Annotated in this window: 26 protein-coding genes and 1 pseudogene; 18 read left to right on the forward strand and 9 right to left on the reverse strand. The window is 44.5% G+C overall.

All coding sequences use genetic code 11. From position 1 onward, the window contains the following. The 3 genes and pseudogenes from RJ60_RS02855 to RJ60_RS15390 form a co-directional block, all read left to right on the forward strand. Positions 1-572 (forward strand): PAS domain-containing protein (locus tag RJ60_RS02855; protein WP_146028887.1); only part of this gene is annotated, 572 nt, incomplete at its 5' end. Then, positions 557-1,122 (forward strand): annotated as a pseudogene (locus tag RJ60_RS02860) (HD-GYP domain-containing protein). The gene RJ60_RS02855 and the pseudogene RJ60_RS02860, both read left to right, overlap by 16 nt. Positions 1,123-1,141: 19 nt before the next feature. Then, on the forward strand, positions 1,142-1,309 hold the full coding sequence (locus tag RJ60_RS15390) for a DUF4175 domain-containing protein (RefSeq protein WP_146024480.1): 168 nt from the start codon (positions 1,142-1,144) through the stop codon (positions 1,307-1,309). Positions 1,310-2,358: 1,049 nt separating this feature from the next. On the opposite strand, the gene RJ60_RS02865 is transcribed toward RJ60_RS15390, so the two are convergent. The 3 genes from RJ60_RS02865 to RJ60_RS15495 all read right to left on the reverse strand — a co-directional run bounded on the left by RJ60_RS02865 (position 2,359) and on the right by RJ60_RS15495 (position 3,303). Then, positions 2,359-2,631: a hypothetical protein gene (locus tag RJ60_RS02865; protein ID WP_103133967.1), complete on the reverse strand. Its 273-nt coding sequence runs from the start codon at positions 2,629-2,631 to the stop codon at positions 2,359-2,361. Positions 2,632-2,872: 241 nt separating this feature from the next. Further along, on the reverse strand, positions 2,873-3,124 hold the full coding sequence (locus RJ60_RS02875; RefSeq protein WP_103133969.1) for a hypothetical protein: 252 nt from the start codon (positions 3,122-3,124) through the stop codon (positions 2,873-2,875). Positions 3,125-3,135: 11 nt separating this feature from the next. Continuing rightward, positions 3,136-3,303, reverse strand: a complete 168-nt coding sequence (locus RJ60_RS15495) for a hypothetical protein (protein ID WP_180979892.1) — start codon at positions 3,301-3,303, stop codon at positions 3,136-3,138. A 304-nt stretch (positions 3,304-3,607) separates the two neighbouring features. Between RJ60_RS15495 and RJ60_RS02880 the strand changes: the two genes are divergently transcribed. Continuing rightward, positions 3,608-5,950: an ATP-binding cassette domain-containing protein gene (locus tag RJ60_RS02880; RefSeq protein ID WP_099828861.1), complete on the forward strand. Its 2,343-nt coding sequence runs from the start codon at positions 3,608-3,610 to the stop codon at positions 5,948-5,950. Between the two features lie 142 nt (positions 5,951-6,092). Here RJ60_RS02880 and RJ60_RS02885 read toward each other — a convergent pair whose 3' ends face one another. Both RJ60_RS02885 and RJ60_RS02890 read right to left on the reverse strand, forming a co-directional pair. Beyond that, positions 6,093-6,731, reverse strand: coding sequence for a hypothetical protein (locus RJ60_RS02885; RefSeq protein ID WP_099828862.1), 639 nt, complete (start codon positions 6,729-6,731; stop codon positions 6,093-6,095). Positions 6,732-6,734: 3 nt separating this feature from the next. Further along, entirely contained in the window at positions 6,735-7,565 is an 831-nt protein-coding gene (locus RJ60_RS02890; protein ID WP_258001728.1) for a class I SAM-dependent methyltransferase, read from the reverse strand. Between the two features lie 49 nt (positions 7,566-7,614). Here RJ60_RS02890 and RJ60_RS15500 point away from each other — a divergent pair, with 49 nt between their 5' ends. After that, positions 7,615-7,770, forward strand: coding sequence for an ASCH domain-containing protein (locus RJ60_RS15500; protein WP_165775329.1), 156 nt, complete (start codon positions 7,615-7,617; stop codon positions 7,768-7,770). A gap of 171 nt (positions 7,771-7,941) precedes the next feature. On the opposite strand, the gene RJ60_RS02900 is transcribed toward RJ60_RS15500, so the two are convergent. After that, positions 7,942-8,718, reverse strand: a complete 777-nt coding sequence (locus RJ60_RS02900) for a hypothetical protein (protein WP_099828865.1) — start codon at positions 8,716-8,718, stop codon at positions 7,942-7,944. 168 nt (positions 8,719-8,886) lie between these two features. Here RJ60_RS02900 and RJ60_RS02905 point away from each other — a divergent pair, with 168 nt between their 5' ends. The 8 genes from RJ60_RS02905 (at position 8,887) to rdgB (ending at position 15,990) form a co-directional block, all read left to right on the forward strand. Beyond that, positions 8,887-9,690: a class I SAM-dependent methyltransferase gene (locus RJ60_RS02905; protein WP_099828866.1), complete on the forward strand. Its 804-nt coding sequence runs from the start codon at positions 8,887-8,889 to the stop codon at positions 9,688-9,690. A 235-nt stretch (positions 9,691-9,925) separates the two neighbouring features. Further along, positions 9,926-10,882 carry a threonine synthase gene (thrC, locus tag RJ60_RS02910; protein ID WP_243392218.1) on the forward strand — a complete coding sequence of 319 codons (957 nt, stop codon included), beginning with the start codon at positions 9,926-9,928 and terminating at the stop codon, positions 10,880-10,882. A 283-nt stretch (positions 10,883-11,165) separates the two neighbouring features. Next, positions 11,166-11,843 (forward strand): zinc metallopeptidase, encoded by a 678-nt coding sequence (locus tag RJ60_RS02915; RefSeq protein WP_099828868.1) that lies wholly within the window; start codon positions 11,166-11,168, stop codon positions 11,841-11,843. Further along, positions 11,843-12,847, forward strand: a complete 1,005-nt coding sequence (locus RJ60_RS02920) for a transcription antitermination factor NusB (RefSeq protein WP_099828869.1) — start codon at positions 11,843-11,845, stop codon at positions 12,845-12,847. The genes RJ60_RS02915 and RJ60_RS02920 overlap by 1 nt, the downstream gene beginning before the upstream one ends. After that, positions 12,844-13,860 carry a 23S rRNA (adenine(2503)-C(2))-methyltransferase RlmN gene (gene rlmN / locus RJ60_RS02925; protein ID WP_103133970.1) on the forward strand — a complete coding sequence of 339 codons (1,017 nt, stop codon included), beginning with the start codon at positions 12,844-12,846 and terminating at the stop codon, positions 13,858-13,860. Before RJ60_RS02920 ends, rlmN begins: the two co-directional genes overlap by 4 nt. Positions 13,861-13,863: 3 nt before the next feature. Next, complete coding sequence (gene rsgA / locus RJ60_RS02930) at positions 13,864-14,766, forward strand: ribosome small subunit-dependent GTPase A (RefSeq protein ID WP_258006163.1); 903 nt, start codon at positions 13,864-13,866, stop codon at positions 14,764-14,766. Next, positions 14,759-15,406 carry a ribulose-phosphate 3-epimerase gene (rpe, locus tag RJ60_RS02935; protein WP_103133971.1) on the forward strand — a complete coding sequence of 216 codons (648 nt, stop codon included), beginning with the start codon at positions 14,759-14,761 and terminating at the stop codon, positions 15,404-15,406. Before rsgA ends, rpe begins: the two co-directional genes overlap by 8 nt. After that, a complete protein-coding gene (gene rdgB / locus RJ60_RS02940) occupies positions 15,403-15,990 on the forward strand; it encodes an RdgB/HAM1 family non-canonical purine NTP pyrophosphatase (protein WP_103133972.1) in 588 nt (195 codons plus the stop codon). The genes rpe and rdgB overlap by 4 nt, the downstream gene beginning before the upstream one ends. Here rdgB and lgt read toward each other — a convergent pair. From lgt to RJ60_RS02955, 3 genes are all read right to left on the reverse strand, one after another. After that, entirely contained in the window at positions 15,944-16,831 is an 888-nt protein-coding gene (gene lgt, locus RJ60_RS02945) for a prolipoprotein diacylglyceryl transferase (protein WP_103133973.1), read from the reverse strand. The genes rdgB and lgt overlap by 47 nt on opposite strands. A 74-nt stretch (positions 16,832-16,905) precedes the next feature. Then, complete coding sequence (gene tig, locus RJ60_RS02950; RefSeq protein WP_099828875.1) at positions 16,906-18,207, reverse strand: trigger factor; 1,302 nt, start codon at positions 18,205-18,207, stop codon at positions 16,906-16,908. 102 nt (positions 18,208-18,309) lie between these two features. After that, positions 18,310-18,783, reverse strand: a complete 474-nt coding sequence (locus tag RJ60_RS02955) for a metallophosphoesterase (RefSeq protein ID WP_243392220.1) — start codon at positions 18,781-18,783, stop codon at positions 18,310-18,312. 121 nt (positions 18,784-18,904) lie between these two features. On the opposite strand from RJ60_RS02955, the gene RJ60_RS02960 reads away from it, so the two are divergent. The 5 genes from RJ60_RS02960 to RJ60_RS02980 are packed head-to-tail and all read left to right on the forward strand — an operon-like array spanning position 18,905 to position 24,444. Continuing rightward, positions 18,905-19,585 carry a TIGR03936 family radical SAM-associated protein gene (locus RJ60_RS02960; protein WP_103133974.1) on the forward strand — a complete coding sequence of 227 codons (681 nt, stop codon included), beginning with the start codon at positions 18,905-18,907 and terminating at the stop codon, positions 19,583-19,585. After that, a complete protein-coding gene (locus RJ60_RS02965) occupies positions 19,569-20,327 on the forward strand; it encodes a YebC/PmpR family DNA-binding transcriptional regulator (protein WP_099828877.1) in 759 nt (252 codons plus the stop codon). Before RJ60_RS02960 ends, RJ60_RS02965 begins: the two co-directional genes overlap by 17 nt. A gap of 40 nt (positions 20,328-20,367) precedes the next feature. Then, entirely contained in the window at positions 20,368-20,844 is a 477-nt protein-coding gene (gene lspA, locus RJ60_RS02970) for a signal peptidase II (protein WP_099828878.1), read from the forward strand. After that, on the forward strand, positions 20,813-21,748 hold the full coding sequence (locus RJ60_RS02975; RefSeq protein ID WP_103133975.1) for an RluA family pseudouridine synthase: 936 nt from the start codon (positions 20,813-20,815) through the stop codon (positions 21,746-21,748). The genes lspA and RJ60_RS02975 overlap by 32 nt, the downstream gene beginning before the upstream one ends. Continuing rightward, positions 21,745-24,444, forward strand: a complete 2,700-nt coding sequence (locus RJ60_RS02980) for a DNA polymerase III subunit alpha (protein WP_103133976.1) — start codon at positions 21,745-21,747, stop codon at positions 24,442-24,444. The genes RJ60_RS02975 and RJ60_RS02980 overlap by 4 nt, the downstream gene beginning before the upstream one ends. Positions 24,445-24,449 lie beyond the last annotated feature (5 nt).

Raw genomic sequence — 24,449 nt, forward strand, 5'->3', positions numbered from 1 at the left:
TAAGTGATAAACTCAAGAGAAGGGGTAATATAATCGGCTCTCTATTTTGTGACATGAATACGAATAGAGAATGGACTCCTGATGAGAAGCAATTTGTTGCATCCGTCGGGGATATTCTTACGCTTGCACTTGAAGAAGACGAGCTGATTACCAGCGAGCAGCGTTATGGAGACTTCTTCAGAATGAACGAAGCGGTTATGCTGCTTCTAGATCCACCTACGGGAGCCATTATCGATGCAAATGCTGCAGCCTGCGAGTTTTACGAGTTCTCAATTGACGAACTGAAAAAGTTTTCCATTGGGGATCTCGCAACGGATAGCAAGGCGTTGGCAGAAGTAGAAAGACTAGCCACTGGAGAGACGCTTCATGCGGTTACCCGACAAAGACAAGCAAGCGGTACTGTCATAGATGTTGAGATCTTTGCCTCGCCTCTAGGTTCTCCTGGGTTGGAAATGCTTATCCTGATTGTTGTGGACATTACAGAAGCGCTCGCCGCAAAGAGCAAACTGGCTGAAGCTCTTAGACAGGTAAACGTTGCTCTGGAGGAGCAGTTGAGTTGGTTACCAAAGTAGTAGAAGTAAGAGATCCCTATACTGCCGGTCACCAGGAGAATGTTAGACGATTGGCAACCGAAATAGCAGAGAGACTAAGGCTTGGAGAAGATTCCGTCAGAGCTGTAAGAATCGTCGGTCTGCTTCACGATGTGGGAAAGGTTTCTATTCCGGCTGAGATTCTATCTGAGCCTGGAAATCTAACCGATCTGGAGTGGTCTTTGATAAAACGCCATCCAGTGATGGGTTACGAAATCCTTCGCGATGTGAAGTTGGGAGGTCCAATAGCCGATATCGTTAAGCATCATCACGAGAGGGTCACGGAACCAGTTATCCTGAAGGCCTCGCAGGATCTGAACTCTCGTTGGAATCCAAAATCGAGGCTGTCGCCTATTTGGTGGAAGTTATGGTGTCACGCAGACCATATAGGGCATCAAAAGGTTTTGGGGAAGCAATCGAAGAGATAATGAAGAACTCAGGGATACTCTATGACAAAGAGGTAGTAGCAGCCTGTATTGATTTAATAGAAGCCGGGTTCAACATTAAAAGGTCTAACTACAGTAAACTCTAGGTGATATGGAGGTAATGGCATGGATGTAGCGATACTGATTCTTGCGATTTTCGTAGGGTTGGTTTTTTTAGGTCTTGCTGTGAAGCTTGCTTTGTTTGGTCTGCGTGTTATCTTCAGCCTTGCTTTTGTCGGGCTCTTGGTCTTTGCTGTGATATGGCTGCTTTCAAAGATCCTTACACTGTTTTAGAAATGATCGTAGCCACAAGAGTTCTATAGATCTTCATCCGTCCTGAAGAGGTTACTCTCCTTCATGAGTAACCCTTTGGCTAGCAGGCCACGAAACTTTTCCATCCGGTTTTTCTTAGAATAGGTATGCGAATTGGTCTTACTTTTCCTTTTTTCAGGGATCATTCAGGAACCCCATTTTGATGATCGTTTTGTTGAAGGCCGTGAATAACCGAGAAGTAGATGCAACTCCTGATGCCCTCCGTTTCATATGAGTTGGGTACTGTACCTCTGGTGACTGGACCATGCTAGAAGATAGTAGGAAAATGTTGAGAAGAAAGGGAAGAGCAAATACCTGTTTGATCATTCCTGGAATTATAGCTGCGAGTTACACAGCTGGTACCGCGTATTTCTTAATGCCCTATGAGGCAGTGGGGAGAGTCACAAGAGCCTCTCGTGAGTTCCGATGGTTTTGAATGCAGATTTGACAATAAGATTTCTATTGACAAAGTGGCAGGTCGAGACTGGGACTGTTTTCTATCTTGGCGGTCGGAGGTAAGAACCGTTGTCTCAGCTTCTGAATAGGCTCAAGTTGAAGGTATCGTAAGCTTTCTTGTAGAGATGCCGCTAAGTCTGGCTGTTCTTTCTTTGAACATGACTAAGAAAGTTCTTGATAGGAGTTTCCGGATCAACTTGAATTTCGACAGGCCGTTCTCTCGATGGTTCGATGACTTTGGTCTGCGAGTAATGGGGAATCTTTACAGAGCCGACGAATCCTAAAGTAACTTGAACCGAAAACATCTTTGTAAGCAATTCAGTGCGAGTTATCTGTAATCCACTACCGTGGTTCAGAATTCGTCGTTAGTCCCTGTTCCCACAATAAGGATGTGAAACCATCTCTGGTTAAACCTTGCCGACCCTCAGCGATCAAAAGTCAACGGATGTCCAGTTTGCTTGTCTTCCGTTAATTTCTTCTGATATCACGCCCACAACTAGAAGCGTATCCGAGTCGATCTCCGTAAATGATCGTGGTTCGAACAACCTAGTACTGAATGCATACTCATCAACTACTTAGCCATTTCCGTCTATCCTAAGCAATCTATAACCTTCATCATTAAGTGCATTATATAAGAGCAGAGCCACGTAGCTCTCATTGCTTTTGAAGAGTGAGATCTTCGCGGGAAATCTCTCATCAAGAACAGTTTCTCTTATCATTTCTCCAGTTGTGTCTATCCATGCGAGAAATCTAACTCCAGCTAAGTCGCTTGCAACTCCCACTACAAGAACAGCGTCTTCAAATTCGATAATTGCCTTTCGTTCAAGATTCAGATACTCAGCACTCACGATCGATTTCTCCAGACAGTCTTTCCAGACTGGTCCAGGAGCGCTAACCAGAGTGATTGACTGTCTTCCTTCCAGGAATAACTTGTAAGGAAAATGCTTCCGCTTGAATCTGTGCTAACATCGAGAGCCGCATCGAAATTTTTCTTTCGGAAGTCTCTTTCCCACAAAAGCTTCCCCGAACTGTCGGTCTTGATCAGAAAGGCTTGGAAGTAATTCTTGTCGGTCAAGCATTGATCGGCAATCAAGAAGTCATCTCTCGTGGTACATGCCTTCCTTGGCAAATAGTCTCTGTTCTTACCATAGAATTTCTGTCAAATTTGATCCCGTCTTTCTCGACAAGAGTTGCCATAAGCCTTTCACTGCCTGCATTTTCGACACGCGAAACCAGAAGAATACTGTCTTCGTCAGTGACGGTTAGGCATCTGCCGATATCATCTCCGGGAGTTCCGTACTTCTTTACCCACAAGACTTCACCCGAGAAATCGATCTTCAAAACAAGAGTCTCTATATATGGCTCATCGAATTTCTCGAAAGACCGATCATGACTAATCCTTCAGATACTCTGATAACACCGTTGATTTCTTCGGTTCTTGCCGTCTCAAAACTTCCCGAAAAAGCGAGAGTTGTGCGAACAACCGCTGTTGCGTACATAAGCAAAGCGAGTATTCTCATCTTTCGCCTCTCATCAAAGATAGATTACACGCCACATGACTCTTTCTATCTAGAGGTAGTAAAGAACAGCCTCATTATCGGATTGTGATGACTTCTCGTTTGCAGTGAGAAAAACCAGTATGGTAGCGACCTAGAAGCGGCTCTTGCTTATGTATCAAAAGTGGAGTTTTGTTCGCAAAAAAGAAGATATCTGGAGCCGGTAACAAGAATTTCAGGTCTTTGGTAAAGAGTTTCTTGGATTGGGTTAATGAGTAATATAATGGGTCTATAGCCTGTTGATTCCATTTTGAGAGGGTGATTCTCAATGCTTCAGCTGAAGGAAGTATCAAAAATCTACGAAACCGGTGAACTCAAACAAGAAGCACTGAGTGAAGTCTCAGTTTGTTTCCCAAAAAGTGAGTTCGTTGCCATACTCGGTCCCAGCGGTTCAGGCAAAACTACATTACTGAATATTATTGGAGGTTTAGATAGATGTGACTCGGGTGATCTGGTTGTAGAAGGCAAATCAACCAAGGAGTTCAAGGATTGGGAACTTGATTCATATAGAAACAAAAGCGTTGGGTTCATTTTTCAGAGTTTTGGCTTGATTCCTCACCTTTCCATCCTTGACAATGTTGGGTTGGCTATGACTCTCGGTGGAGTGTCGTCTTCAGAGCGAAAGAAGAGGGCTCTCGGTTTGCTTGAAAGAGTAGGCTTGAGCGATCAGGTTCACAAGAAGCCAAGTCAGCTCTCAAATGGGCAGATGCAGAGAGTGGCTATTGCAAGGGCTCTGGCAAACGACCCTGAGATAATCCTGGCCGACGAACCTACTGGATCTCTAGATTCTGTGACTGGCGAACGGACGATTAGGCTAATAAAGGAAGTAGCCAGTGACAAGTTGGTAATCATGGTTACTCATAACGAACAGATTGCAGAGGATTTTGCTGACAGAATCATCGCGCTTCAGGATGGTCGAATTGTTTCAGACACAAGACCATGCTCGGAAGATGATCCCAAGTCAGAACTCAAACTTAAGAAGACGAGTATGGGTTTCTCGACAGCTCTCAAGCTTTCCGCAACCAATATTCTCACTAAGAAGTGGCGAACGGGGCTCACGGTTCTAGCTTCAAGCATTGGAATTATCGGAATTTTTCTTGTTCTTTCGCTTTCAAGCGGTTTTGGAAAACAGCTATCGGGTTTTGAAGCTCAGACTCTATCTACGTTTCCAATAATGATTAGTCAGACAACTATTGACATTGAGTCCCAGAAGCCCCAATTGCTAGAGTATGACGGTCGGTTCGTCTATCCGTATGATCCAAGCGATGAGATCTTGATTCACAACAACGATCTGTCCGAAGAGTATTTGAACTACGTTGAGAGCATAGATCCAAAGCTTCTTTCGGGGTTCACTTACACGCGGCACGTTAACATGAATCTGGTTGCGAGATTCGGAGATATGGCGAAGACGGTAGATCAAACACAGGTGAACTTCACCGCATATCCGGAGAACCGGGATCCCGACACCCCTGGGTATCTGGAAAGCAATTTCGATCTGGTAGCCGGCTCACTCCCAGTAGAGCCAACTGATCTGCTGCTAATAGTAGGCCGAAACAACAGGTTGTCTAAGGAGGTCCTTCAGGCCATAGGAATTGACTATGAAAGAGAGAGAATCGATTTTGGAGATATTCTTGGACTCGAGATTAAGGCAATCTACAACGATGACTTCTACGTGAGGAATGGAATGCGTTTTTCTCCCAGGACGTCTTTGAGCGATCTGATTGAACTGTACTACGGTGACTATGGAATCACTTTACGGATTGTAGGAATTATTAGGCCAAAGAAGCACATTGAGTTCTCGGTTCTTGATGAAGGAATTACTTATTCCGATCGACTGGCTCAGATGTTTATTGAGAATGCACGGCAGTCTGAAATAGTACGAACTCAGAAGGATCTCTACATCAATGTTTTCACTGGAGAGCAATTCGCTTCAGATCTCTTCAACGTTCTTTCGGTTATCCCGCCCGATATCACGGCCCGTCTTGTCGGGGGGATTTCATTGCCTGTGACAAAGAGAAATACCCTTCAGAAGCTCGGAGCATTTGAGACACCGGTTTCCGTAGTACTTTATCCGAAGGACTTCAAATCCAAGGAAAAGATTCTCCAGCATCTTGATGCCTGGAACGAAGGCAAAGCGGAAAATGAAAGAGTTGTCTATATTGATCTCGCATCAACAATTTCAAGATTGCTGGATGGTGTGTTGAACGCCTCGACACTAGTACTGCTTTCGTTTGCTGCGATTTCACTGGTAGTCTCGTTAATAATGGTAGGAATCATAACGTTCATCTCAGTGACAGAGAGAACAAAGGAGATAGGCATTCTCAGGGCGCTTGGAGCAAGGAAGAAGGACATCGGTGCTGTATTCAACGCAGAGAATTTCGTTATAGGGTCATTTTCGGGCGTGATTGGAGTAGCTATCGGCTCATTGCTGGTGCCGGCGATGAATTCGGTAATCGAAAGTTTAACGGGTCTTGCCAATGTGGCTTGCCCGGATCTGATTCATTTTTTTGGGCTCAGTGGAGCAACCATTCTGCTGACAGTTATTGGAGGGTTGATACCCTCAAGGATAGCTGCCAGCAAAGATCCTGTGGAAGCTTTGCGTACTGAATAGGACTCTGCGGTTGAGTCTTAGTCATTTGCGGATGGTCTTCTCCATTTGTTTGGAGTGGTTTCAAGGGCTCTTCGTGGAAAACGTTTGCTGTTACACTTCGCCCAAGACTTCCTTCAGAATGGCTTGAACGAGAGTTGGATGATCATGATCCGGGTATATACAGATTCAGGTCCTTTGAAAGATTTGTGATCTCGACTGAGGGCATCCTGACAAGTTTGCCCGAATCAAATCCGAAAAAAATGAGATAGACTGATTCCGGTGCACCTGCCCTTAGGTAGGCGTCTTTTCCGACCATGATTGTATACTTGGTCTCTACCTCTGGATTCTTGAAGTAGTAGAACTTCTCTTGAGAAAGGCCTGGTTTGAAATTCTTCTGAAAGAAATACCCAGAGTCAGTAGAAGCTTTTTTTATTCCAACCCAGATATCTTTGGTGCCCGTTACGAAAACCCTGAAATACGGTCTATCGCTCGCTTTCTGAGCCTCTGTGATTATGGCTTCCAGATCTACCGTTGTGTTCGAGAGAAAGTTCTTTGCAACTATATACTGCTCCAGTGTCCCTCCCGATCCAAGAAGTCTTTCAACACTTGCGAGCTTTGCCTTGAAATCATCTTCTATTGACAGCAACTCCTGATCATACTGCTTGCGCATTTGAGTAAGCTCGGCTTCCATCTGTCCAACTTTGTTGATGGCAATTAGCGAGAATATGAAACCGATTATCGCCGCCATTATCAGGAAAAGACCGATAGCGAGCGCAGGGGAAGTTCTTCGTCTCTTTGCCATTCTTCACCTCTTTCTCCCGCAAAAGAAGAGATGCTCGGAACGGGCAAAAGTCTCGCGGTTTCTGCAGTATTTGTATTCCCAGTCTGCCGCCGCGCTTATTCTTGAGGCCAGTGCCCTCTCATCATACGGATAGAAGGCAACAACCGATGCTGTGTCAATTAGATCGAACCCACTCTCGCTCAGGCGAAATTCAACTTCGCCCGGAAAGAAAGGTCTGGTCACAAAGACCTTTCTGCTGAGTGAACTATCTCCTATGGGGACCTCTCCACCTTCAATGAGAGCCTTGGCCATCGAATACTCTCCCCTTGAGAGGAAATCCTGCAAGAAGGCCCAAGCATTATCAACGGTAGCTATAAGTACCCCATCTTTCTTAAGTACCCTGCACGCTTCTTTGAGTACTTTCGTCGAGTCTTTGACATAAGAAAGAAGATCGCCCATTGCAAGAACGTAGTCAAAACTCTCCCCTTCAAATGGAAGGTTATCTGCGTTCGACCTGAGAAACCTCACGTTGAGTTCGGCTATCTCGGCCTTCATGGACGCGACCTTCAACATCTCTTCGGCGAGATCCACTCCTGTGACTCTATGGCCTTTTTCTGCAAGATACAATGCCCATCTTCCTGTTCCAGTACCGATATCAAGTACCTCTCCCAAGGTCTCGACATGGTCGGCCAGAAGTCTTTCAACAATGACGTGGAAAAGCCTCCAGTAGGGTTCTTCGTACAAATAATCATATCTACCTGCAATTTCGTTATAGTATTCCCATGACTCCCTCAAACCGGCGCACCTCACAAGAAGAATTACGGCAAATGAGCAATTAACTATAGTATAATACATACTTGCCTGGGATTCAGAAGTTTGTTGACCATAAGAGGAAGTACGATCTGTGAAGATCCCCATGAAACTTCTCAAAGAACCCTTTGAACTCATTAGGGCCAGCAGGAAGACGGTTGAAGTGAGACTCAACGATGATAAGAGAAAGAAGATTTCGGCCGGAGATGTAATTGTCTTAACAAAAATCAGTAGCGGAGAGACTTTGTAAGTGCAGGTCTTGGGGGTAAGATCATTTGCGACTTTTGAAAAATTGTTTGATTCGTATGACGTTGAAAGACCCGGCGAGGATGTTGATAGCTTGCCGAAGGGAATCAGATCTATATTTTCAGATAACGACGAACAAAGATTTGGTGTTCTTGCTATCGAAATTGAGCTTGTCTTAGGGACCTAGAATCGTACTCTCTTCGCTAAAAAACTCTCCAAGCTTCTTTCCCATATCCTTCACGAATGTGTTTATGTCCTTCGACCTTTTTAGGTACCACCAGAAGACCAGTATTCCGATCGTTGCGCCGATATTGTTATATATGAGATCAAGCATTGTGTCGTCGAGACTATTTTCCTGAGCCATACGGTAACCGGGATAACCGCCAAAGATCTTGTCGGAGATGAACTCACCTATTTCCCAAAATACACCTATCATATTGACAATTGATATTCCGGAGAGCCAGACCTTCCACCTAACTGCCTTTTGGGGAAGGTTCGACCAGGCGATCGCCGAGCCGAAAATAAACGGAAAAAGAAAAAAGGCCCCCCAGAATCCACCGAAAATGTGAAGGAAATCGTCGAAAAGGGCGAATTTGTTGTAGAATTCATGCCACAAGCCAAAGAAACTATGAAGAGTGAGGTGCATCAATATGAGAAACCGCGTCTCCTCGTAAATCGGAACTCCTGTAATACCCTGGAATATCCAGGTAGAGTAGCCCAAAAACGCCATGATGAGGTAACCTAGCATATGAGGTAGATGGAAATCGCCAAGAGATCCAAATACCGGTACGAAAAGGAGAAACGAGGAAAGTATATTGATCCATTTAAGTGTGGTATAGAACTTTATGTTGGTTGACAGCATGGACTTGTTTAAAGTTGGTTTGTCGATTAGAGTCTCCCCAAAACTCCACGCGTATGCTCCAAGGATTCTAAGGACGTTCTTTAGAGTCATCAAAGGCCTCCGCAAATTGTCATTTTGTTCCCATTATACACTTATACACAAACTTGCCGGTTCACTATCGATATAATTTAACATAGCAGTTTACAAGTGAAACAGACTGCGGATATTCGCGCGGCTTTGTCAAACTCATTTGTTAGACTATTCAAGAGGTGAGGTTATATGAATTCGAGAAAGAGCTTTGACTTCGATAAGTTAGCCACAATATACTCTCAGCACAGATATCCCAACGAGAAGTTGGTTGAGCACATTTTCAACAGAGTGCACTACGCCGACAGAATACTGGAAGTTGGATGTGGGACTGCTGATTACGTGAGCGTCCTATCAGAACTGCTCTATGCGGATGGTTTTGGATTCGATATTAGTCCATCAATGATTTCCGAGGCTGAAAAGAAGAATCGAACCGTCGATCTGAGAGTAGCTGATGCCAATAAAGCATTTCCTTACGAGGATTCTCAGTTTGATTTTGTTTTTAACATAAATCTTGTCCACTACATTTCCGATCTTGAAAACCTCTTCATGGAGAGCTACAGAGTTATGCAAATCGATGGAAGTGTTCTCACGGTAACTGATTCATGCCAGGACATAGGAGAGAGAACTTTGACTCAGTATTTTCCTGAGACATTGGAGATAGATAGGGAAAGATATCCTGGAAACTCAGCTATAATGTCGGCTATGAAGAAGGCTGGATTCGAAGGCATCTATACTACAAAAGTGAAGACCACCTTTGAGTTCAAGAAGCATCACTATGACCAATACAGAAGCAAGGCCTATTCAGCATTGAGATTGGTATCCGAAAGGGGTTTCAGAGAGGGAATGAAGAAACTTGAAGCGGACATGAACAAAGGACTTGTGATGGGAAGAAAGGCTTATACTCAGATTTGGGGTATCAAGGTAGCGAAGAGAGACTTCGATCTTCCAACGATATTTTCAACAAGGTTCGATGGCAGAGAAAGAAGCAGTTAACAGATGGAGGTATTGTTGTGAGGAAGACGGCGATTAATACTCTGGTCGTAGCTGTTGGTTCATGTTTCTTTTCGTCTGCTATGAGCGGTGGAAAATGAGTCACTTTCTCTGTTCTAAGTGTGGCCGGAGGTATCCTGCAGATACGAGGCAATTCAGGTGCTCATGCGGAGGGACATTCGATCTCGATTTTAGATCTCGGTTTCCAGTGCATGAGATTGAGAAACGCTCTCACAATATGTGGCGCTATCGTGAAGCTTTACCAATCGAGTTTGATTGCTCTATTGTCTCTATGTCTGAAGGGTGCACTGCGTTAGTCGAAGAGGTAATTGGAGGAAGAAGCGTTTTTATCAAGAATGACACACTGTTTCCGACGGGCTCATTCAAGGATAGGGGAGCAAGTGTTCTCATAAGCTATGCGCGCGAACATTCAGTGAAATCGGTAGTCGAAGATTCGTCGGGTAATGCTGGTTGCTCAATCGCTGCTTATGCGTCCAGAGCTGGTATGCGTTGTGAGATATTCGTCCCTGATAGCACATCTCAGAGCAAGTTGAACCAGATCGCGGCCTACAATTCGAGAGTGAAGTTGGTCAAGGGATCTAGAGATGATGTGGCGAGGGAGATTCTCGAAACTGCAAGTATGGAGTTCTATGCTAGCCATGTATACAATCCATTCTTTCTTCACGGGACAAAGACATTTGCCTTCGAAGTATGCGAGCAGCTTGGTTGGAAGAGTCCAGATGCAGTAGTCGTTCCAGTGGGCAATGGGACACTTCTCCTCGGAGTGGCTATAGGATTTGACGAATTGCGTTCTGAAGGCGTAGTTAACAAAGTTCCGAAAATCATTGCGGTTCAATCGAAGAATTGCTCTCCTCTTTTGCAAGCGTTCAATAAGAAGTCTGATCTGCCGTTGCCCCTGAAGATCGAGAAGACCATTGCTGAAGGAATCGCAATTGAAAGGCCAGTTAGGGGAGCGCAAATACTAAAGGCCGTTACCAGAAGCAATGGAACATTTATTGGTGTTGCTGAAGACGAGATTGTTGAGGCGGGAATCGAAATGGCAGGACGTGGGTTCTTCATTGAACCAACTGCGGCAGCAACGATTGCAGGCCTTAAGAAGTATGTCACGTCCAGTAGTTCTCACGAATTGATTGTTTCAGTCTTCTCCGGTCATGGCCTGAAGACGGATCGATAACTCTGCGTACTTCCTTGGTGAGTGTCTTAGTTGAATGTGAGCCTGCTTTTTTTTCAGCTCCTTGAAGCAACTGAGATTCTACTGAGTTCTCTCGATTCGCCAAAGAAGGTTGAACTGGAAGTTTGAGTGAAGATCTTCATTCACGTCGCAGGTTAAGAAGCATCAAGATCACTGTCACTCTTCAGAACTGCGGCTTGCGAGTCAATTATGAATCCAGGTAGAGATTGTGTTACGTTGACCACCCGATTCACTGGTTATATAATTGAGTAAGGAGGTGGTTGAGTTGTTTTGGGATCCAACGTTCATCATACTTATTCCTGCAATCATCCTGGCAGCTTACGCCCAGTTCACCGTCAGTTCTCGCTTTTCACAGTATTCGAAGATCAAGTCGAGCTTTGGATTCAACGGCACTCAGCTTGCTAGGCAGCTATTGGACAACGCCGGTCTACATGACGTCAAGATAGAGAGAATCAGAGGCAATCTTACCGATCACTTTGATCCAAGGAAAAAGGTGGTGCGTCTGTCTGATACTACTCACAACAGCACATCGATAGCTGCGCTGGGTGTGGTTGCGCACGAAATAGGCCATGCAATTCAGGACAAAGAAAAGTATGCACCCCTTGTTGTTCGAAATGCTGTTGTTCCTGTTGCCCAGTTAGGTTCTTCTCTTTCCTGGATAATTTTCATCATAGGTCTCCTCATGGTTTCTCAGATCCTTATAAGAATTGGGATAGTTGTATTCTCTGCGTTCGTGTTCTTTACACTGGTTACGTTGCCGGTGGAGTTCAACGCAAGTTCAAGAGCAAAAAAGCTGCTTTCGTCCATGGGGATGCCTTCGAATGAGCTTAAAGCCGTGAGTTCTGTTTTGGGAGCTGCTGCAATGACGTATGTGGCTTCTGCGGCCACTGCTATTCTTCAGTTGTTGAGAATGCTTATCCTATCTGGATCAGGAAGAGATTAATGCAGGGGGCACGTTCCATAGCCCTCCAGACACTATCCTTTTTTGATACTAACGGGTATATTTCTTTTAAGAAGGTGGAGATGGCACTCTCCACCCTTTCTTCGAGTGATAGGTCCTTCTGTGTGAACCTGATCTACGGAGTTCTTAGAAAGAGGATTCGAATAGACTACGAGCTCTCGCGGTTTCTGAGAAAACCCAACAAACTTCCTGTGGCGGTAAGGAACGCCTTGAGGATTGGTATATTTCAAATCATGTTTCTGGATACCGTACCTGAATATGCTGCTGTAAATTCTTCAGTGAATTTGGTGGGAGTAAGGGAGTTCAGGGACCTTGTCAACGCAATTTTGAGAAAGATTTCCGATACCGGCTATTCGAAAAATCAGCCGCTGAATGTTTTTTACTCCCATCCTGAGTGGCTAGTAGAATACTGGAGAGAAGTAGAATGGATAGACAATGTCGAGGAGCTTCTCGAGTACAATCAGACACCTCCGACTCAAACAGTCCTGGCTTCAGGCAAAGAGGATGAGCTGATAGAGAAGGGTTTCATCTTTGACAAGAGTGAGTATTCTGAGCTTTGCACTGTCTTTCAGAAGGGAAGCTCAATTGAGAACCTAGAGACTCTGGATGAAGTCGAGTATATACTTACAGAAGTGGGAGTTCCTGTGGCCAAGCACAGTGGCAGCCTAACCGGCAGAATCAACGCAATGCCGTGGCTTCTTCATACGCTGACTCGCGACTCGCTTGATACTGCGTCTCATAAGGCCAAGACTCTTCTGAAGAGCTTCTCAAAAGAACATAACGATTTCATCTACTATAGTAAGGCGATCACTAGAGAAGAAAATGATATGGCTATTGGGGTTCTCGGTGAATTCAAATCAAGCAAAATGGGCCACTTTTTCTCGGAAAGGAATATAGTTGCCAGATTCGATGGAAGAGGGTACTGGTTGCAGCCATGGAAAGCTCCCCTTGTCTGTTATGTGGCAAGACTTAGGAGGAAGAAGTGAAGGACGTACTTTCTTTTAGTTTGGATGAACTAAGAGAGGAAATGCTTTCCTTAGAAGAAGCAACATTTCGAGCAAAGCAGATCTTTGACTGGATTTACAGGAAGAAGGCGGTGGACTATTCGGAGATGACAAATCTTCCCGTTAGTCTTCGGGAAAGACTCTTCGGGCTTCTTCCCTTTCCGGTTATGAAAATGGAGGAAAGACAGGTGGCCGATGATGGCACTGAGAAGTTCTTGTGGAAGCTGGAAGATCGCAATCACATTGAATCAGTGCTTCTGAGGCATCCAACTCATACTACGTTCTGCATCTCTTCACAGGTTGGTTGTGCGCTGAACTGCTCCTTCTGTGCTACGGGAGCCGGAGGTTTCACTCGAGACCTGTCTGCAGGCGAAATTGTCGGCCAGGTTGTATTCATGGAAAAGATCAGTGATAAACCTGTTGACAACATAGTTTTTATGGGTATGGGAGAGCCTTTTCTGAATGAGTACAATGTATTTAAAGCGATAAGCATTCTCCACGATCCCGTAGGGAGAGACCTTGGAACGCGGCGATTCACCATATCAACATCTGGTATTCCAGAATCGATAAGGAAGTTGGCCGATTCGAAAATGGATGTTAGACTGTCAGTATCGCTTCATAGTGCAAGAGACGAACTAAGGAGTAAGTTGATGCCTGTTAACAGGAAGTACCCGTTATCAACTCTTAGAGAGGCTCTAGAATACTATCAGCACATCACCGGTAACAGGATAACCGTTGAATATGCAATGATAAAGGGAGTGAATGATTCCAAAGAAGAGGCGCAGCACCTTGTGGAATATCTACGAGGGTTGAAGTCATTCATAAACATAATTCCGGTGAATCCCGTCAATAAGATCTACGACAAACCTTCAGAAAATGTAGTAGTTTCTTTTGTTGGAACTCTAAGAAAAGCAGGGTTTGAAAGTGCCCTGAGGCATGAAAAGGGAAGTGATATCGATGCAGCTTGCGGTCAGCTCAGGCAAAGAAGGAGGTAGGGCTTGGATAGAAGAAAAGGAGTAGTCGTTAGATTCGGAAGCAGAAATATGGAAGTAGTCGATAGCGAAACAGGAGGAAGACTTGTTTGCACCATGCCTGGGCGTTTTAGAATGCAGGGGATAAGACCTATTGTAGGAGATAGGGTTGAGTATGCATTGAGCGGTAACGGTCAGGGTCGAATAGAAAGCATTCTTCCCAGAGAGACTGAACTATTAAGACCGCGAATCTCCAATATTGAGCAGATACTTCTTGTACTATCGTTGAAGGAACCGGCTGTTCAGAATACGGTTACTGACCGTTTTCTAGTTCTGGCAGAGTTCGCAAAACTTCCGGTAGTAATAGTTGTAAACAAAGTCGATCTGCTGCACGGAGACGAAATAGAGAGTTTCTGTGAAATCTATGGAGAATACTACGATATCTGCCACGTCTCTTCAAAAGAGCAGATCAACATTGATAGGTTACGAGAGATTCTGAAGGGTAAGGTAAGCGTTATGGCGGGAATGTCGGGCGTTGGTAAGAGCAGTTTGCTTAACACGTTGAATCCCGGTCTAAAGTTGAGGGTGTCAGAAATATCTCGAGGTCTTGAGAGAGGGAGACACACAACATCGTATGTTGAACTGCTTCAATTCGAATTTGGAGGACTGATTGCTGACACTCCAGGTTTTGCTAATCTTGAAATGCCCGAGATAACTCCGGAAAACCTAAAGAGCTATTTCTTGGAGATTACTCAGGAAAATGAAATGTGCGCATTTTCCGATTGCAATCACATTGATGAGCCCGGTTGTTATGTCAAGGAGCTGGTCGAAGCTGGGAGTATTCATAAGAGTCGCTACAACAGTTACCTGAATATGTATAATGAACTGAAGGAAAGAGAAAGAGAGAAGGGAGGAAGAAAACATGGCTAAGATATCTCCCTCTATTCTAGCTGCAGATCTTACAAATCTGGCCTGCGAAGTAAAAAAAGTACGCGAAGCAGATTTTCTTCACATAGATGTTATGGATGGAATGTTTGTCCCCAATATTACTTTCGGAGTACCTATTATGGAGGCACTTGGAAGACTTGATCATCCTCCATTGGATGTACATTTGATGATAGAGGAGCCCTCAAAGTATGTTAAGGATTACGCATTACTCGGTGCCAAAAACCTCCACGTACATGTCGAGGGAAACTATCATCTTCACAGACTGCTTGGGGAGATAAGGGAGAATGGGGCTAACGCATTCGTTGTGCTGAACCCTTCAACGCCTGTTTCTTCGCTCGAAGAAGTGTTTCCCTTTGTGGATGGTATTCTGGTTATGACAGTCAACCCGGGCTATACAGGCCAGAAATTCATCCCCGAAGCTGCCGCAAAGATCGGAGTTCTCGACCGAATTCGTTCTGAAAAAGGTTTCTCATTCGTTATTGCAGTAGATGGGGGCGTGAGTCTGGGAAACGCGAAGGATTTGGTTGATCTGGGAGCGGACATTCTTGTTATGGGGGCAGCCGTATTTAGAGCGAAAGATCCATCGATTGTTGTTGAAAGGATTAAGGAGATTAGACGGTGAAGCTGTATCTTGTGACTTCAAATGAGAACAAGCTTAGGGAGGTGCGGTTACTTTCGCCGGAGAATATCGTGATTGATTCTATTGCAACTATTGTAACGGTTAGAGAGGTTATAGAGAATGCGGAGACCTTCATGGGTAATTCTCTTAAGAAGATCGAAGCATACAAGGAATTGGGTGTCCCTTTGCTTGCAGATGATTCGGGCCTAGTAATTGATTCTTTGGGAGGCTTTCCCGGGATTAGCTCAGCCAGATTCATGGAGGGTAAAGATTATCCACGAAAGATGGAGGCAATTCTTAGCCGAATGAAAGGCAAAGAAGAAAGGACTGCCAGATTCATCTGTGCAGCCCTCTTCTATGATCCTTCAAGAGAGGTGTTGCTTGGTGTAGAAGGCAAGGTTGAAGGTTCCATTGCCCTAGAGATTTCGGGAGAAGATGGTTTTGGCTACGATCCGATATTTATCCCTTCTGGTTTCTCCGAAACATTTGGTATCCTAGGCGATTCAGTCAAAAATGAACTTTCACACAGATCCGATGCATTTAGGAAGCTGTTTTCACTGGTCTCCCTTTATAACGAGAGACAATGAGCAGAATGATTCCAGCAAACAACAAAGCAACTGAAACTACCTTGGCCGTTCTTATGTCTGTTTGACCTATGTAAAGGCTGTCGAGTCTCAGTCCTTCAACAAAGAATCTAACGATAGAATAGAAGATCATGTACAGCGCAGTGACTTCACCGTAGTTCTTCCTCTTACCAAGATACCAATAAAGAAAGGAAAAGATGGCGACATTTGCGAGGCTCTCGTAAAGAAAAGTCGGATGGAAAAACTCATCTCCAGAATACCCTGGCATCCGGTATCTTAACGGAACAAACATCTTCCATGGGAGCTCGGTAGGTGCGCCATATGCTTCATAATTGAAGAAGTTTCCCCAACGTCCGATAGCCTGAGCCAGTGGCAAAACGGCAGTGAAGATATCCGTGGCCTGCAGAAAGGATAGCTTAGCCTTTTTTCTTAAAGTTACATACAAAAAAACCACAATCAGAGCTGCAAAGAAAGCTCCGTGGATGGCAAGACCACCATCCCATGTTCTCAAGATACTCCAGAAGTCGCCCCTGTAGAAATCGAAATTGAACGCTACGTAGTAGAGTCTTGCGCCCAAAACTCCGAAAATAATCCCGATAAAGACTACTTCTATCATGTAGTCTTCCTCTATTCCTTCTTTGAGACCCTGGTGTCTTCCTATAAGGTAAGCAACGATGATCCCTGCCGCGATCATCACTCCGTACCATCTGATTGAAAAGGGGCCGAGATTTTCGACTATTACTGGATTAAGTATTAACTCCCCGCTGAATACCGCTTTCAAAAGAAAAAACAACGCAACTACGGAAACAACAGCTACCGATATCAGAACTACTTTCTTCTTCATGTAAACCCCCTGTTTCCAGTTTTCGAAAGGCTTTGGCTTCAGGACGTATTTCACTTACGAAAAACTTGAGCATGCTAATCTTGAGAGGAGTTCTCGTGCAAATCAGCGGCCTCCTGTTGCTCTTCTTCAGATTGGGGTTCCATCTCACTAATAGAAGCCTTTTCTACAACAGCATCCAGAACCTTGTTTCTGATGATCGTGGAAACGATATCACTTCTAACGTCTTCACGAGTGCTCACCATTTCTTTTGCTCTGTCGGCAGAAATCCCCCAATATGGAGCCATCTCTTCAGCAAAGGCTTCAATTTCCTCTTCTTCTGCCTCAAACCCTTCTTTGGATGCTATCTCATGAATGAACCTCGTCTTCTTTATCTCATCGAATACACCCTTTCTGAAGTTATCGACAAGCTTATCTTCGCTTCCGGCCTGATTCAAGTAGTTCTCATAACTCTTATCCTTCTTTGAATTCTCTATTGTTCTCTGAACGAAATAATCAAGTGTCGAATCTGAGATCTCTATCTCTACGAGGTCATTGATCTTATCCATTGCCTGTTGCCTGAGGAAGTCTTTCTGCCAATTGATGAAAGACTCCATTCCCTCCTTTTCGACGATTTCTCTGAGTTCCTCAAGTGAGTTCGCTTCAGCATTCACTGTCTTCGCAAATTCGTCATCTAGATCCAGAGGGTTCTTCTTAAGCACTTCCAAAATCCTTACAGAATAGAAGTACTCGTTATCGGAGTCTTCAAATGTTCTCGTAAACTCAACCGATTCTTCCTTCATCTTTCCGATCACATTTTTCACTATAGGTCTATCGTCTTCTGGGGTGATATTCAACTCCTGGACCTTCTTGTCGGCTATCTTTTTTCCATCTTTTACAATAGTATACTCGATTTTGATTATGTCTCCATTCTCGACTGGGCCGTCCTTAGGTTCTAATATTGCATGCTCATTTCTAAGTTCTTCCAGTCTGTTGTTCACATAATTTAGAACAACTTCGTCTTTCTTTGGTATTTTCAGCTCGAGGTTTGCATAATCGAGAATCTTGATCTCCGGATCTCTGTGAAGCATGACTTCGATGGTTGCTCCCTCTCCCTCCATCTTCTGATCGTTTATCACAGCAGGTATAAGAAGATTCTCATCCTTGATCGCATCCTCAATCTTGTCTGACAGGACTTCGAGGACCATTTCTTCAAAGCTCTCTGCCAAAAAGTTCCTCACTATGTTCAGCGGTACCTTTCCCTTTCTGAATCCTGGTATTGAATATTGTTGGTTCACATATTTGGCTACATCCTTCTCTGCCTGTCTTACTTCTTCTGAATCAAAGGAAAAGAGAAATGTCTCAACATTCTCTTCCTTCTTAACGAAATTCTTTTCCACCGGTAATTACCTCCATTCAGTCGCAAACTGTATTTTTGCTGTCCAATTATACGTATCTGCCTGCTGTTCGGGGTTAAAGTGATGTTATATTAAAGGCTGTGATTACTGGAGTTCTATTAGCTCATACTTTAGGCTTTCCGGTTCGATTATTACCACTGTTGGTCTTCCTGTGAGGTAGCCGCAGCATTCCCCAGGATTGATTATAACTGGTTTGGAATCAAGTCTTATGTCAAGATTATGAGTATGCCCGTAAAGCAAGAAATCTGCTCTAACAGTATCTTTAAGCCCAAAAGGTTCATGCATCACAACCACGCTATAACCCTGGATCTCGATTTCATTGGGGCCCTTCACTAACGAATCACCAAGCATACTTTTTAAGCCAATCAACTCTCCGTCGTTATTTCCGACTACTACGTGAAGCTCCCCGCTGAACCTCAACAGCTCTTCTGCAGCAAACGGCGAAATAAGATCTCCGCAGTGAATAAGAACATCTACCTCGCGGTCTATTGCCACGCTTACAGCCTCGGAAATTCTTGTAATGCTGTCATGAGAATCCGACATTATCATCCATGTCATTCCCCTCACCTCTTGGCATCTTGTATCGTTGAAAACTTAAGGTGAATCGAATACAATTATAACTGCACAGGACCCATGGGACAAAGGGTCTGATATGCATCAGGTGCCTTCGGAGGTTTGATTGATTAAGAAGAGATTGGTAATTCGTTTCTGCTGTGGAGGTCTTCTAAGATTTCTTTCGCATCAGGAGACGGTTACGGCAATAGAAAGGACAATCAGAAGATCGAAATTGCCCGTTACTTACACTCAGGGATTCCACCCTCGGGTCAAAACAGGTTACTCTCAGGCAGTTCCAACAGGGGTGGCAAGTTTTGCGCATTATGTTTTCCTCGAGACAGAGACAGAAGTCTCTGACCCAGTGAAAGCCCTAAACTTTTCCTCTTGTTTCACTCTAAAGGCTCAGAAAGCATGGTATATTCCTTCGAGTTACACAAGAATAGATAATCTGATTGATTCCTACAGATTATCGCTTACACTTCCGAAAGAGCGCTATGTTCCAGATTCGTATGACAGCGAGCTCAAAGTTTCTAAGAAGACTAAGAGAGGTTACAAAGAATTCAGAGCAGGAGATGTATTTAAGGACCTCACAGTGACTCCCTTGAGAACCGTCTATATGGTAAAATATTCCCAGCCAGTAGACTCAATGGTTTCAGCGGAGGAAATACTCAAGATTTTTTCGAAAGATGGTACCGCTTCTTACGAAGGGGTGTTTGTTTTTGTGGAGGAAGCTCTCGTAAAAGGGAAGCGAACTTCAGATATTCTGGATGAAATAGGAGGGATTCGAAATGTCTGGTCACAATAAGTGGGCGAATATCAAGCACAGGAAAGGCGCTCAGGATGCCAAGAGATCCAAGGTTTTCACGAAAATCATCAGAGAACTAATGGTTGCGGCAAGAGAAGGAGGATCAGATCCTAATACGAACACTTCTCTGAGGGCTGCTATAGAAAGGGCTAGAGGCGCGAATATGCCTAAAGACACAATGGAGAAGGCAATCAAGAAAGGCGCCGGAGAACTTGAGGGGCAAACGTTCTCCGAAGCTCTTTATGAAGGGTATGCTCCTGGAGGGGTAGCACTTCTTATAAGATGTCTTACTGATAACAAGAACAGGACCGCTCAAGAGATCAGGCATACCCTTTCGAAGTACGGTGGCTCTATGGCAGAGAGTGGCGCGGTTAGTTGGATGTTTGAAAGAAAGGGAATCATTACTGTCTCTAAAGAGCAGATTTCCGACCTTGATGAGTTCCAGCTTCTTGCAATCGAGGCAGGAGCCGAGGACATAAAGGACGACACCGATCCAATAGAGATTATAACCCTTCCTGATTCGGTATCTGATGTCAAAACGGCGCTCGAAGAAAACGGGTATTCTCTTTCTTACGAGATGAGCTATATACCAAGCAATAGTCTGAAGGTTGAGGGTTCAGAAGCGGGTAAGCTTTTTAAGCTCCTTGACATTCTTGAGGACAACGATGATGTTCAGGAGGTTTATGACAACTCGGATATTGATGAAGCCGAAATGGAGGCACTTGCCGATCAGTTTGGCTGATATGAACTGCCCGTTTAGGCGACACTTGGAGTGATAACAATTGCCTTCTCTTCTAGGAATTACCCTAGCTCTGATTCTTGATCAGGTAAGTAAGTACTTTGTTGAGAATGAAATGACGTATTTTCAGCGAATAGATTTGGCTGGCGACTTCTTCGGCTTAAGATATGTCAGAAATACGGGTGTTGCGTTCGGTCTATTCAAGAACCAAGAACCCTGGCTTCTGGCTCTTATAGCTGTTGCAATTGTCGTAACGATTGTGATCCTTTCTAATGCAAACTCATCGAAGTTGTCAAAATGGGAGTCCTTCTTCATTGGTCTGATTGCTGGAGGTGCGCTCGGAAATAACCTGATAGACAGACTGAGACTCGGCCATGTAGTTGACTTCTTCGAGCTGAGAGGGTTTCCCGCGATCTTCAACTTCGCAGACATGTGTATAGTGTTCGGTGCAGCATTGCTAACTCTTTCAGTATACCGAAGGGAGAAAAGTGCTTCAAGAGATAACAGTCTCCAGGCGTGAAGACGGCTGGAGGCTTGACAAGATAGTAGTTGAGAAAGCCCCCCCGTGGATTTCACGTACTTTTGTGCAGCGGCAGATTATGGAGTCTAAAGTTTTTGTTGACGGAAGAGCTAGAAAGCCGGCTTATAAGGTGAAGTCCGGAGAAATAATAACTTTCGAACTGCCGGACAAGCCCCAAATACTATCAGTAGAACCAGAAGATATCCCTCTAGACATAATATTCGAAGATAGAGACATAATCGTTGTCAATAAGGAACCAGGTATTATTGTTCACCCTCTTCCGAGAAAACAAACCGGTACACTTGTAAACGCTTTGCTTAATCATTGCGGCGATCTTCAAGGTATTGGTGGTGTAACAAGACCCGGGATAGTTCACAGGCTTGACAAAGACACTAGCGGCGTAATAATCGTTGCAAAGAATGATCTTGCTCATGTCTCCCTCTCCTCACAGTTCAAGAACAGGCTGATCTCAAAAGATTATCTTGCTCTCGTTAAGGGTAAGACACCCGCATCTGGCAAGATAGATTACTCCATTGCACGTCATCCCGTAAACAGACTGAAGATGTCAATAAATTGCAACGGTAAGGAATCTCTTACGAATTTTCGGACACTAAGGAACTTTTCTGAACTTGCCTCTTTAGTTCTTGTGAGTCCAAAAACTGGCAGAACTCATCAAATAAGAGTTCATATGAAAGAAAAGGGCTTCCCTCTTCTGGGTGATGCAGTCTACGGAAAGGCAAGAGATGACGAGATATTTGGAGTGAGAAGGCAGATGCTCCATGCACTAAGACTAACCGTCTTACACCCTCGGTCCGGGAGAAGAATGACTTTCTTGGCAACACTTCCTGAAGACATGAAGGAAGCGATAGTTAATCTAAGCGAATTGGTGGAGAAGAAGGCATGAAGACTGCTTTTCTAGTCACGAAGTACGAGTTATTCGGTTCTGTCCTCGAGCTGGGCGAGACGATTGCTGAGTTGAAAAAAAACGGATATGAAAGATGTGTCATAGTTGACTCTTCATTGTCGTCTTTTGTGAAATGGCATACAGCGCTTTCCCGTGCAGGCATAGTAACTGTACCGGGTTTGCACAAAGGAAATGATTATTGGATTGCCAGAAGCGAAAAAGGGTTCAGAGAACTTATGAAAAGCGAGATTATCGAATCCGACGACTTGGTGCATGTTTTGGGAAAACCTCGCAATCTGGATCCCTCGTCAAAGAACCCAATCTGGGAGTGCCGTTATCTTGATCAAAATAGCGAAAGGTTCAGAACATACACATCCTTGGGGGATGTCCTCGAAACGTCCGACTACTCTTTGCCTGATGAAAGACGCTATCTGGATATGGAGAAAGACCTTGGCAAACTCCTTTCTGAATTGCCTCAGGAGTTTGCTATACGGAAGCTGAATCATGTTTTTCCTGTTAGATCAAAGCCTGAGGATTTCTCCGCGTTGCTCGAGAAAATAATCGGATCAAAGAAACTTGGAGCTAGTTACGCTATAAGACTTGAAAGGGAACTTTCGGTGATTCTGGTAAAGGGAATTCAAGATTATTTCATGACTGTCTCAAAGATCGTTGAGATAGCCAAGACCGGTGGTTGTTGGATTGGCCCTGGAAGGGGATCGGCCGTTGGTTCACTTGTAAGTTATCTGCTTGGAATAACACGTATTGATCCCGTTGAAGAAGAACTCTTTTTTGAAAGGTTCTTGAGTTTGAAGCGCGAAGATCCACCAGATATTGATCTTGACGTTGATGATGAATCGAGGCAAGCACTTCTAAAAAGTTTGAAAGACCACTTTGGAAGCGATCATCTATGCCTCATTAGGACGGCATCTACTTACGGATTCAAGGGGGCGGCTCGGGAAATTGGCAGAAAGCTCGGTATTGATGGGCAAAGAATATCGAGGCTAATCGAGTGGAGCAAAGAAGGGCAAAGATTTCCCTACGCGTTTGAAGGGGACGTTGACATGAAACAGCTCTTTGATATGTCAAGAAGCATTGTGGGTCTGTACTCAGGTTTTTCAATTCATGCAGCGGGCCTAATTCTGTCTGATTACCCTATTTCCGGATTGATTCCACTCGATTCAGGCGGTGATCTTCCTGTCTCTCTATGGGATATGAATTCTCTCAGCATCATGGGTTTGCAGAAGATCGATCTTCTGGGACTCAGGAACCTTTCGCTTCTTAAGAAGATGGCGAAGGGCAAGGAGCCCTGGCATTCCCCTACGAACGATGCTAGAACGTACGAAATACTGGAAAAAGGCTACACTGCCGGCGTGTTTCAGCTCGAGGCCCCGTACGCCACGAAGGTTGTTAGATCAGTCAAACCTATATCGTTGAAAGACTTGTCGATATCGATCGCCCTCAATAGACCTGGACCAATCAAATCGGGAGTCACGGAACGCTTCCTCAGACTATCCAGAAATCCCTCTGATCTGGAAAGAATTAAAAGAAAGGTTCCAGTGCTTGCGGAGACCGGTGGCCTTCTAGTTTATCAGGAACAGGTTCTCAAAATCGCTTCCAGTTTGCTTTCTCTTGAAGCAGACGATGGAGAGCTTTTGAGAAGAGCTCTTTCAAAGAAAGACAAAGAGGTTGTGAATAGCTTGTTCAGAGCTTCACCCGGGTACAGCAAACTCACTCCTGAAAGAAGAGAGAAACTGCTGTCCTTCCTTATGGACTTCGCTGGATATGCATTCAACAAGTCTCACAGTCTAAGTTATGCAATGATCTCTTATTGGTTGGCATACTTCAAAGCGAATCACCCCGAAGTCTTCTATCCGCTTATCTTAGTTGAATTACCCAGAAACTCTCTCACGCGCATTGTTGCTGAGATAAGAGACAGGGGATTTTCATTACGTACAGAAGATAGATCAGTGCAAAGTCGAGATTATGTGACAGTTTCGATTCCCAGGCTGCTAAATATCGACTACTTGAAACCGGTTCCAGACGAGAATTCCTTTTTCACTTTTGTCAGAAACAATAGGTCCCGTTGTCAGGCGAGGGACCTGGAAAAACTAATAAAGAGTGGCTACCTCGATCGCTTCGGTCCAAGAAACGAGTTGTTGAAGAGAATGAATGATGCACTGGCCGGAGTTAATCCAGAACTGAAATCGATTCGTTCGGTGTTCGGGTACAAGGAAGATGAACAAGAAGCAAGGGAGAGCGATACAGATATTGATAGAGCGATGATGGAAGTTGAAGTTCTTGGTTTCAATTTGACGGAGATACAGCCGCCGGACATTTCCCGAAGACCGACTGATTTCGAACTAACAACGGCTCTTGCACGTTTGAGAACGGGAATCGCTGCGTTCAAAAGGGTAGACTACCTCGGCAGAAGCTTTGTAACTGATGGGAGGTCCTTTGTGGAGATAGCCGGGCAAGCGCCTCTTCAGGGCTATGTGCTGTTCAAGAGCGGGAGACCAATGGAAATGAAAGAGCGCATTACAGAGGTGAACAGAGTTTTCCACGGTCAAATTGATAGGAGGTTTCTTGCTGCAGGCTCCGATTACGAAAAAGTCATAATCAAATCTAAAGACTCTCAGACAGTGGTCCCCAATGCAAAGCCTTCGGAAATTGACTCAGATGAGATAATCTGGAAGTAGTACAT

Source organism: Mesotoga sp. B105.6.4 (genome assembly GCF_002896535.1).
Taxonomy (GTDB): domain Bacteria; phylum Thermotogota; class Thermotogae; order Petrotogales; family Kosmotogaceae; genus Mesotoga.

Excerpts from the sequence above, each read along its gene's own strand:
- RJ60_RS15390 (WP_146024480.1), top strand. The coding sequence starts at position 1,142 with ATGGATGTAGCGATACTGATTCTTGCGATTTTCGTAGGGTTGGTTTTT.
- RJ60_RS15495 (WP_180979892.1), bottom strand. The coding sequence starts at position 3,303 with ATGAGAATACTCGCTTTGCTTATGTACGCAACAGCGGTTGTTCGCACA.
- RJ60_RS02880 (WP_099828861.1), top strand. The coding sequence starts at position 3,608 with ATGCTTCAGCTGAAGGAAGTATCAAAAATCTACGAAACCGGTGAACTC.
- RJ60_RS02885 (WP_099828862.1), bottom strand. The coding sequence starts at position 6,731 with ATGGCAAAGAGACGAAGAACTTCCCCTGCGCTCGCTATCGGTCTTTTC.
- RJ60_RS02890 (WP_258001728.1), bottom strand. The coding sequence starts at position 7,565 with ATGTATTATACTATAGTTAATTGCTCATTTGCCGTAATTCTTCTTGTG.
- RJ60_RS02900 (WP_099828865.1), bottom strand. The coding sequence starts at position 8,718 with ATGACTCTAAAGAACGTCCTTAGAATCCTTGGAGCATACGCGTGGAGT.
- RJ60_RS02905 (WP_099828866.1), top strand. The coding sequence starts at position 8,887 with ATGAATTCGAGAAAGAGCTTTGACTTCGATAAGTTAGCCACAATATAC.
- thrC (WP_243392218.1), top strand. The coding sequence starts at position 9,926 with ATGTGGCGCTATCGTGAAGCTTTACCAATCGAGTTTGATTGCTCTATT.
- RJ60_RS02920 (WP_099828869.1), top strand. The coding sequence starts at position 11,843 with ATGCAGGGGGCACGTTCCATAGCCCTCCAGACACTATCCTTTTTTGAT.
- rpe (WP_103133971.1), top strand. The coding sequence starts at position 14,759 with ATGGCTAAGATATCTCCCTCTATTCTAGCTGCAGATCTTACAAATCTG.
- lgt (WP_103133973.1), bottom strand. The coding sequence starts at position 16,831 with ATGAAGAAGAAAGTAGTTCTGATATCGGTAGCTGTTGTTTCCGTAGTT.
- RJ60_RS02955 (WP_243392220.1), bottom strand. The coding sequence starts at position 18,783 with ATGACATGGATGATAATGTCGGATTCTCATGACAGCATTACAAGAATT.
- RJ60_RS02965 (WP_099828877.1), top strand. The coding sequence starts at position 19,569 with ATGTCTGGTCACAATAAGTGGGCGAATATCAAGCACAGGAAAGGCGCT.
- RJ60_RS02980 (WP_103133976.1), top strand. The coding sequence starts at position 21,745 with ATGAAGACTGCTTTTCTAGTCACGAAGTACGAGTTATTCGGTTCTGTC.